We start from the raw sequence: 9,845 nt of genomic DNA on the forward strand, positions 1-9,845 counted from the left end.
TTTATAAACATTTTACCTGTTATTCAAATTCCTGTCACAAATCTATTGTATAGTTATACCATAAACATAATACATACAATAAAGAAGTCAGAGTCTTTAAAAAAATATGTTTTACACTAAGCCGGCAGGATTGACAAATGGTCTTTCTTGCCGGCTCAACCGATTTTATAGGGCCTGTTTTTACTTACGGCTTATTCATATACTCCCATTTTTTCGCCTCTTCTGATCCAGTATGACCAATCCAGATCAAACTGCACGGTCGGATTTTCCCCATTATCATCAAAAGAAAACACAACCTCTATTCTCGCCTCATGATCGTCATAAAAATATAAACTCTCCCCTATACAGGTGATCACTAATTCCTGATAAACCTCATACGGAATCTCCTTCTCATCCAGCAGATCCCGCAGTTCCTCAACCGTGATATTCTTATTGACTTTTCCGTTCATCACGCTGAGTTTCCGGTTGAATTTCTCCATGTCCAGCTTTAAATATCCAATATTACAGTCATAATCCGGCAGATCCATATCCGTCGGGTTATAAAATATATAATCCGCCGCCCAGTCTCTTCCATTGTCTTTAATCATATATTCCCCGGAAAGAGGCGGTGCGGAGTAGGCAGGTATCATTTTCCCATAATTTTCTGCTGCTCTCGGACACAGCTTTATGTCAAACACTTCAAAAAACCCGACCAGCTCCCGGCCTGGCTCACACCCTATTTTCTGCGTAACTTTCACCAAATCCCCAAAAGCCTCTGCATAACCAAACTAACCCCCGTAATCCCAATCCAGCAGCAAAATCCCATAATTATCGGCTTTCCCCCCGTCTTGACCAGTTTCACAATATTGGTATTCAATCCAATAGCGCTCATTGCCATAACGATGAAAAATTTACTGAGTGTCTTCACCGGGTTAAATAATGCCGACGGAACTCCCATGCCGGACGCCACAGTGGTAATGACGGATGCAAGCACAAAATACAGGATAAAAAATGGAAAAATCTTTTTAATATCCACCTGTCTGTCTCCTGATTTGGCGTCTTTCGCCCGCATGAAAGCCAATACCAGCGTAATGGGAATGATCGCCAGGGTACGTGTCAGCTTCACAGTCACCGCTTTGTCCAGGGTAGCCACTCCCAGGCCGTAAAGGGAATCCCATGTGGAAGCTGCCGCGGTTACGGAAGACGTATCATTGACCGCTGTTCCCGCAAAAATGCCGAACGCTTCTCCGCTGGTGGTAGAGAATCCGATCAGCGCGCCAAATGTGGGGAACAAAATGGCAGCCAGGACATTGAAGAAAAATATAACTGAAATGGCCTGGGCAACCTCCTCGTCGTCCGCTTCGATCACCGGGGCTGTGGCCGCAATCGCCGATCCTCCGCAGATCGATGATCCCACCCCCACCAGGGTTGAAATCTTTCCCGGTATATGCATAAGTTTATGCAGCACAAAGGATATGATCAGTGACGTGGAAATGGTGGCGATGATAATAGGAAGCGACTGCCGTCCGGTTTGGAGAATCACGGACAAATTCAGCCCGAATCCCAGCAGAATCACCGCATACTGGAGAATCTTTTTGGAGGTAAACGTAATGCCCTCCTGGACATTTTTCTTATCCCTGATTATAAATGTCAAAAGCATACCGGCAATAATCGCAAAAACCGGCCCTCCTATGATAGGAAATGCTTTGCCAAGAAACCAGCTCGGCACAGAAACCGCCAGGCACAACAGGATTCCCTTCCAGTTACGTTCTAAAAAATTCATACTCTTCCTCTTTCCGCATAGCCCGCTGCATTTCACTTAATGTTCAAACATGCCCTAAAACTATGCATATATATTTCCTGTTATTTTGAAATGCCCTGCCGGTTCACCCACCATTGAATTCGAGAGAGCGCACCGGAAGATTTTTCAAATTCCGGATTATTTTACCATTTGTTACAAATAAGATAAAATTATTTATATTTATTTAATAATAAAAATATGTTATTATCAATTCATAGTCAGGATTATGGCCATTCCATTCACCAGGAGGAACACAATGCAGGATTTTCGTATGGAAACATTTTTAACGGTCTGCGAGACCATGAATTTTACAAAAGCTGCGTCCATACTCAACATGACGCAGCCTGCCGTCTCCCAGCACATTCATTTTCTGGAAGAAGCTTATGAGATAAAATTATTCTCCTATCAGGGAAAAAGGATCTTTCTCACCGAAGCGGGAGAAATACTCCGCAATTTCGCCCTGACCCTCAAACACGATGAAATTCATTTGAAAAACAAATTGATCAGCACCCTGGTTCCCAAAAAAGAATTTATCTTTGGCGCAACCTTAACCATAGCTGAATTTATCCTTCCGCAGAAGATCAAATCCTTTCTGGCTAAGTCCGGCGGCAGCCAGATCCAGATGCGGGTCCGCAACACCCATGAACTGCTGAGGGAAATCGATGCGGGAGAAATCGATTTTGCCATCATTGAAGGTTATTTTCCCAAGGAGGAATACGATTACATAACTTACAGCGTGGAGCCCTATATTGCCATCTGCTCCCCCGGCGATTACAGCAGGCTTCAAAATGCTTCCCTGGAAGATCTGCTAAATGAAACCCTGATTCTCCGGGAAGACGGCTCCGGGACCCGTGAAATACTCCAGGTGTTCCTCACCAGCAAAAACCTGAGCTTTTCTGATTTTAAAAACAGGATGATCATCGAAAATATCGGCGCCATTAAAAAGCTGACGGCCGACGGCTGCGGCATTTCCTTCCTGTATCAGAAAGCGGTGGAGGAGGAGTTGAAATCCGGTGTTTTAAAAAGGCTTGATCTCCAGGAATTTTCCCTGTCCCATGAACTCATGTTTATTTTTCGCAAGAACAGCCTTTTTAAAACCGATTATGAAAAATTTTATCAATTTTTCTCATAATACTCATTCCCTTCCTGCAGCAGACTGCCCGGGAAAAAGAAAAACGGACAGCAAATGGGCGAATCTTATCCGCTCATTTACTGTCCGCGTTCTTATGGGAATATTTAATCTGCTTTAGTTCAAGTCTTTTTTATAAATTTCAATAACCTTCTTCATCGCTTCCTGTCCCGGAGCCCCTACAGTCATGCGCTTCTCCACACATGTCTTCATGCTGATGGCGTCATAGACATCCTCTTCAAATACCGGGCTGATCGCCTTAAACTCCTCCAGCGTCATATCGTCCAGGGCAATGTTCCTGTCAATACAGAACAGCACCAGCCGTCCCACGATTCCATGGGCATCCCTGAAGGGCACTCCGTGATTTACCAGGTAATCCGCCGCGTCTGTGGCATTGGTAAATCCGTTCTTAGCGCTGGCTTCCATCACATCCTTACGGAATGTCATGGAGGAAATCATGCCGGTAAACAGAGCCAGGCAGCCTTTTACCGTATCAATGGCATCAAACGTCAGCTCCTTATCTTCCTGCATATCCTTGTTATAAGCCAGCGGCAGCCCCTTCATCGTAGTCAGAATGGAAACCAGGGCTCCATATACCCGTCCGGTCTTTCCGCGGATCAGTTCAGCAATGTCCGGGTTCTTCTTCTGCGGCATAATGCTGCTTCCCGTACTGTAGGAATCATCAATCTCCACAAAACGGTATTCATTGGTATTCCAAATGATGATCTCCTCACAGAAACGGCTTAAATGCATGGAAATGGTGGACAGCGCACAGAGCAGTTCAATCACATAATCCCTGTCCGCCACTGAATCCATGCTGTTTAAGGTTGCCCCATAAAAGCCCAAAAGCTCCGCCGTGTATTCCCGGTCAAGAGGGTAGGTGGTTCCTGCCAAAGCCCCTGATCCAAGAGGGCAGTAATTCATTCTCTCATAAATATCATGGAGGCGCAGGCGGTCTCTTTTAAACATCTCGAAATAGGCCCCCATATGGTGTGCCAGGGTGATGGGCTGGGCTTTCTGAAGATGGGTAAATCCCGGCATAAACGTATCCACATTGGCTTCCATGACCGTTAACAGCTCTTTTAACAGTTCTTTTAACAGCCCGTCAATTTCTGTAATTTCATCCCGGCAGTAGAGCTTCATGTCCAGGGCTACCTGGTCATTACGGCTGCGGCCTGTATGAAGCCGTTTTCCAGCCTCTCCAATCCGTTCAATCAAATTGGCTTCCACAAAGGAGTGAATATCTTCATGTTCCTTGGTAAATACCAGTTTTCCCGATTCAATATCGGCTAAAATACCATTTAATCCGTCAATGATCGCAAGTTTATCCTCTTCGGAGACGATCCCCTGCTTTGCCAGCATGGTCACATGGGCGATGCTGCCCTGGATGTCCTGATGGTAGAATTTCTGGTCAAATGAAAGGGATTCATTAAAATTGTGCACTAACTGGTTTTCTTCTTTTGTGAAGCGTCCGCCCCATAATTTCATAAGCTTATATCTCCTGTTCTTCCATGTTTTCTTCTAAATCATCATCGGTATCGTCATCATTTTCCTGATCTTCGGAATCTTCTTCCTCTTTCCGGCGGGGAGTTTTTAACACCTCCCGTTTCCGCCAGATATATCCGCCCAAAGCCGTAGCTGCCAGGAATAATACACATCCGCCGGTTATCAAAGCCCCCAGCCGCAGGCCTTCCGGCTCATATTCAAAGCGCACCTTATGGCTTCCTTCCGGTATCTCCACAGACAAAAATGTGTCCATCATTTTATAGGAATCTTCCTTAATGCCGTCCACATAGACCGTCCAGCCCTTTTCATAGGGAATTGTGGTGAACAGCATTCCGGCCTTATCAGCAGTCACGGTTCCTTCCAGGGAATTGTCCATCCAGCTTGTGACCTCCAGCGGGTGATGGCTTAATTTCTCATAAACCTCCGCCAACGCGCTGTTGTCAAAATAATACACTTCCACACTCAGGGTTTCATCCTGGCTGTCTCCGCTCAGAACCACTTCCTCACCTTTAAAACACCGTCCCAGCTCCAGAATATATCCCCGGTTCACATTGGTAAATGATTTGGACTTTTCTCCGCTGCTCATGGTAACTTTTTCCACTTTACGGTTGCTGACATAAGCGAAATATTCCCCAGTCTGATCCGGGGTAAATCTTGCCGTATTGTCCGTAATTTCCGCATCCACTTCATTCAGGACATTTGGCGCTCCCAGCACCTGGCAGAAGTCATTCTGCACAGTCACAGGGCTTCCAAAATCCCTCTGCCAGTTATCTTCAAAATCCTTAGAAATTAAAAATCCCACAGGCAGCGTATATTTTCTCCGGTACAGATAAGTATCCTGTTCCTGGTCTATGAATTCCAGCAGCTCATCATCCGGATGGGCTTCTGAATACAAGCCGTACCGTACGGAAAACAGCATATCCACCAGCGGGGTGCTTCCGGTTATGCTGTAGGCATTGGTATTTCCCTCACATCCTACGGATTTAAAGAAATCAGTCAGGGCCTCATTGGCGGTTGATGAGAACAGGGATACGGATGGGAAATTCATCCAGGCTCCGTCATTTTTCGTCTTCCTCGTCACCTTTTCAATCCGGTAAAATGTATCCGACGGCAGGCTGTTCACCAATTTCTCCACCGCTTTATTATCTTTAATATAGGCTGAGCGGCTGGTTGTGGTAATGCTGGTCACCGTGGTATTTACCGCCGCCTCTACGGAAACCACCGCCAGCGTAAGAAGCACAATTGCGTTCAGACTGGCCTTTTTATTCTTGTAAAGGTACAAAATCCCGGCATACATTGCCAAAAACAGAATTGCCACATAGTAAACGGAAAAATGAAAATGTTCCTGGGTCACCATTTTTTCCGCCAGAATCACAAAACACACGGAACCCCAAAATGCCGCGGCCATATGTTTCCATTTGATCTCATGTAAATTCATATACGCCCGGTAACACATAACCAGGATCAGGAATATATAGATAAATGACTGTCTGCACGGCAGGCTGTTGGGATAATGAAACCCGTGCCAGATAAAATTCAGCGCATTTACGGAAAAACTGGCGAAAAATATCAGAAGAAGGCCGCAGTAAACCGCCTTTTCCCGTACCGGAATCTTTCTGCATACGAGATACAGCAGAAAAAACATGAGTACTGCCACGCCGCAGTAGATATTGGGCCAGTGCTCCAGGCCGATCTCCACCTTTACATTGGCAATATGCCTTGCCAGCATGTCAAAGATGGGAAAATATGAGGTCAGGGTCTGCGGAAAATTGAAATCCCCCGACGCGGTCATCTGCAAAGCGAATATCTCAGGAAGCAGCACCACAGCCGCCAGGCCTCCGGCCACAAGGGAATAGACCGTAAACTGGCCGATATTCACAAGCCATTCCTTCACCGTCTTCTTACCTTCCAAAATCAACAGCGCCGCGAAATACAGCACCAGGAAAATACAGATCATGATGGAAATATAGTAGTTGGAAAGGATGGAAAGCCCCAATGTGACGCAGTATAAGGTCCCCTTCCTTTCTTTTACCAGCTTCTCTATTCCAAGCACAATCAGCGGAAACAGGATAATACAGTCCAGCCACATGATATTCCAGCTATAAGCCGCCATATATCCGGACAGCGCATAAAAAATGCCGAAAAACGCGATGCCGAAATCCTGTGTTTTTCCATGCTTACGAAGATAATAAGCAAAGCTCAAACCGCAAAGGCCGATTTTAAGCACAATAGAATAGGTCATAAATTCGATCACAAGGCTCTTAGGGCATAAAATTAACAGCCAGTTAAATGGGCTGGCCAGATAATAGGCGTAAAGCGCCGCAAAATTGACGCCCATCCCGATATCCCAGCTATACAGCAGGCTCCCGCCGTTCTTCAGCTTATATTGGAATTCGGAAAAGAACGGAGCGTACTGATGGTACATATCCGTCCTTAAAAAGCTTTCGCTGCCAAAAGGAAAAATCCTCCTCTGTGCGAATATCACAATCATAATCAGGACCGGAACCAAAAATGCGGCGGCAAGCCCGTCCGCCGGCCTGACCATCGTGGCTACCCGGTATCTGTAATCCGCGTCTTTGCTCCTGCTGGCATTGGACCGGGTGGGAGAATGGCGCCGTTCCCTTGCTTTCTGTTCTGCTGCCGCTGCCGATTCTGTTACTGCCGCCCGTTCTGTTGACGGCGCTGGTTCTGTTAATGATTCCGGTTCTCTTAATGCCGCCCGCTCTCTTAATCCTGCTGGTTCTGTTGTTGCCGCCCGTTCTCTTACTGCCGCCCGCTCTCTTACTGTCGTCCGTTCTCTTAATGTCGTCCGTTCTGTTACTGATTCCGGTTCTCTTACTACTGCCCGTTCTGTTAATGATCCCGGTTCTCTTATAACTGCCCGTTCCAAATCGGTCTGTAGTCTTCTGCTCCGACGTATCACTTCTCTGTTAGACGTTTCCGGCGGTGTTTTATCTGGATTTGATTCTCTTTTATTCGATTCTCTTATATTTGATTCTTCTATGTCAGCTTCTTCTATATTTGAACCTTCCATATTAGAACTTTTTATATTAGAATCTTTTATATTAGAACCTCTCATACTATATTTTTTTATATTTATCTCTTCTCTGTCTCTTCCTTCTATATCTGCCTTTTTCTTTACTGTCATTATTTTTTTCATCTTCTCTTCCGGTATCTCTCCGCTCTGATCCATGGATATCTCCCTGTCCGTTTTAGCTTGTGTCCTCTCCAGTATCTCTTCCAATTCCTTGGAAACCCTCATCACTTCATCATGTTCCATCTTAAAGCTCCCTATTTTCAGCTTTTATTTTTAAAGATAAACAGTTTACTGAACACATAATTTAACACCAGCGATGCCGCCGATACAAATACCTTGCCAATCAATTCATGAAGGTGCATTCCCTGAACCATAACCATCATGCCCACCAGAGTAAACAGCCCTGTTGCCGCCCGGCAGGACACAAATGCCACAAATTCTTTCCACAAATAAGCCGGACGCATCTCATAGCTGCGAAATACCCAGAATTTATTCGTGACAAATGCGAATAACACGGCCGCCGCCCAACTGACAACCGTAGAAACCCGGTAATCCACATGATAAGACCATAATACGGTATAGACCACCCAGTCCACCAGTGTAGTCAGCACTCCAAATATAATGTAGGAAACAGATTCCCTGTTTACCAATTTACTCCACAATGTTTTTATCATATTCTTCCTCCATGCCGGAGCAGTTTTTTGCCCAAATATTACGCTGTGCGAATTTTACTTTGCATCAATATTGCGTTGCGCAAATTTTACGATGCGCGAATTTTGCGTTGCGCGGGTATTGCGTTATGCAGGTATTTTACTATGCAGATATTACTTTATGCAAATATTGCTTTATGCAGATATTGCTTTATACAGATATTGCTTTATGCAGATATTGCTTTATGCAGATATTGTTTTATGCAGATATTGCTTTATGCAGATACGCGCAGTAATTTTAAATTTCCGGCTGCTGCTCAATTTTCGTCTTCTCTTATGCATTTAAATTTCATCTTATGGTTTCATCACAAATTTAATTGCCGAAAACAGCCAGGACTATTTTCACACATCTTCTAATATCCCCAGCCTGAACTATTCTCTATTGTATTATAGGAAGAAACAAATGTAAACCTCAGATCTCCAATTACTTGGCCAAAAAACGGGCCGCCCCCTCCGAATAATGAACCTTTCCATCTTCTGTGATAAAAACCGCATATATGCCGTCTATGGAATCTGCCAATTCCATTCCTTTATCCAACCCCAGGGAAAAGCAAGTGGTGCTCAATCCATCCCCATCCACAGATTCCCCGGACAAAATGGTAACCGATATCAAGCCATTTTGATAAGGCCAGCCAGTTTTCGGATCCAGAATATGATGGTAGTTTACTCCGTCAATTACAAAATGGCGTTCATATACTCCGGAAGACACCACCGACATATCCCTGATATCCATTGTTTCAATGGTTTCCGTATGGTCGGCAAATGGTTTCTGCAAACCTATTTTAAACGGCGTTTTTCCCGGCTTCTCCCCGACACAGAGAACATTTCCGCCCAGATTAATGACTGCGCTTTTCACTCCATTTTCCAAAAGGTAATCTTTTATCCGGTCTGCAATATAACCCTTGGCAATCGCCCCCAGTTCAAGGGTGGTATCCGGAGAAAGGAATGTCAGCTGGTTTCCTTCAAGCCACAGGTTTTGGTATCCCACCTTTTTAACCACCTCATCAAGGACGGATTCATCCGGTATCCGGTGCTCTTCACTTGTAAAGTCCCACAGGGATGTGATGGGTTCCACCGTAATATCAAAAGCGCCGTCTGAAATTCTGCTGTAATATAACCCCTTTTCAATCAGGCGTGCCGTATCGTCCGACACCGTAAATACGGTTTCCTCCGGTTTTCTGTGGTTCAGCTTATAGATCTCGCTGGTTTCAATTGTCCGGCTGAAAATCTGCTCATAAGATTCACACAATTCCAAACTCCCGTTTAAAATCCCCTCATCCTGGGTATCGTAAAGGGTGATTGTGACAAACGTGTTAAGCATGTAAGCGGTTTTAGAGATGGGATTTTGGGGCTTGCAGCCTGTTAAAATAAGAAGCGTTATAGTTAATAGTAGGAAATAAACTTTCTTCATTGCTGGGGATACCTGCTTTCCGTTGCTGTTATTCTCAATTTTTTAATTATAGTGGGATTTTATCGAAAGCGTCAAGGCATTTTTCAAAATGCATTAAGTTTGGGAGAATCTTTATTTAACATATTCGCGAAAGTAACGCCATGAATCCTGGGAATGGGGACGGACGGGGTGGAGGCCTGCTTGGAGGTTTGACGCCGGGCGGAGCGGAATCCGTTGGCGATGAAAACCGGCTTCCAACCATAAGTGAAACTAAGGCTCCATGGACGGAAAAA

Annotated in this window: 7 protein-coding genes; 1 reads left to right on the plus strand and 6 read right to left on the minus strand. The window is 45.0% G+C overall.

What is annotated here, in order from left to right:
* Positions 1-191: 191 nt before the first annotated feature.
* Both GPL15_RS21350 and GPL15_RS21355 read right to left on the minus strand, forming a co-directional pair.
* A complete protein-coding gene (locus GPL15_RS21350; RefSeq protein WP_215700692.1) occupies positions 192-737 on the minus strand; it encodes a hypothetical protein in 546 nt (181 codons plus the stop codon).
* Entirely contained in the window at positions 734-1,762 is a 1,029-nt protein-coding gene (locus GPL15_RS21355) for a YeiH family protein (protein ID WP_215700693.1), read from the minus strand. Before GPL15_RS21355 ends, GPL15_RS21350 begins: the two co-directional genes overlap by 4 nt.
* Positions 1,763-2,036: 274 nt before the next feature.
* Here GPL15_RS21355 and GPL15_RS21360 point away from each other — a divergent pair, with 274 nt between their 5' ends.
* Positions 2,037-2,912, plus strand: a complete 876-nt coding sequence (locus GPL15_RS21360) for a LysR family transcriptional regulator (RefSeq protein WP_215700694.1) — start codon at positions 2,037-2,039, stop codon at positions 2,910-2,912.
* A gap of 114 nt (positions 2,913-3,026) precedes the next feature.
* Here the strand turns inward: GPL15_RS21360 and argH are convergent, their stop codons facing one another.
* The 4 genes from argH to GPL15_RS21380 form a co-directional block, all read right to left on the minus strand.
* Positions 3,027-4,397 carry an argininosuccinate lyase gene (gene argH / locus GPL15_RS21365; RefSeq protein WP_215700695.1) on the minus strand — a complete coding sequence of 457 codons (1,371 nt, stop codon included), beginning with the start codon at positions 4,395-4,397 and terminating at the stop codon, positions 3,027-3,029.
* Between the two features lie 4 nt (positions 4,398-4,401).
* Positions 4,402-7,695, minus strand: coding sequence for a YfhO family protein (locus tag GPL15_RS21370; RefSeq protein WP_252198544.1), 3,294 nt, complete (start codon positions 7,693-7,695; stop codon positions 4,402-4,404).
* 17 nt (positions 7,696-7,712) lie between these two features.
* Entirely contained in the window at positions 7,713-8,126 is a 414-nt protein-coding gene (locus tag GPL15_RS21375; protein WP_215700696.1) for a GtrA family protein, read from the minus strand.
* A gap of 460 nt (positions 8,127-8,586) precedes the next feature.
* A complete protein-coding gene (locus GPL15_RS21380; protein ID WP_215700697.1) occupies positions 8,587-9,573 on the minus strand; it encodes an FAD:protein FMN transferase in 987 nt (328 codons plus the stop codon).
* Between the last annotated feature and the right edge of the window lie 272 nt (positions 9,574-9,845).

It is taken from the genome of Clostridium sp. MCC353 (assembly GCF_018785315.1).
In the GTDB taxonomy this organism is placed as follows: domain Bacteria; phylum Bacillota; class Clostridia; order Lachnospirales; family Lachnospiraceae; genus CHH4-2.

Excerpts from the sequence above, each read along its gene's own strand:
- GPL15_RS21355 (WP_215700693.1), bottom strand. The coding sequence starts at position 1,762 with ATGAATTTTTTAGAACGTAACTGGAAGGGAATCCTGTTGTGCCTGGCG.
- GPL15_RS21360 (WP_215700694.1), top strand. The coding sequence starts at position 2,037 with ATGCAGGATTTTCGTATGGAAACATTTTTAACGGTCTGCGAGACCATG.
- argH (WP_215700695.1), bottom strand. The coding sequence starts at position 4,397 with ATGAAATTATGGGGCGGACGCTTCACAAAAGAAGAAAACCAGTTAGTG.
- GPL15_RS21370 (WP_252198544.1), bottom strand. The coding sequence starts at position 7,695 with ATGGAACATGATGAAGTGATGAGGGTTTCCAAGGAATTGGAAGAGATA.
- GPL15_RS21375 (WP_215700696.1), bottom strand. The coding sequence starts at position 8,126 with ATGATAAAAACATTGTGGAGTAAATTGGTAAACAGGGAATCTGTTTCC.
- GPL15_RS21380 (WP_215700697.1), bottom strand. The coding sequence starts at position 9,573 with ATGAAGAAAGTTTATTTCCTACTATTAACTATAACGCTTCTTATTTTA.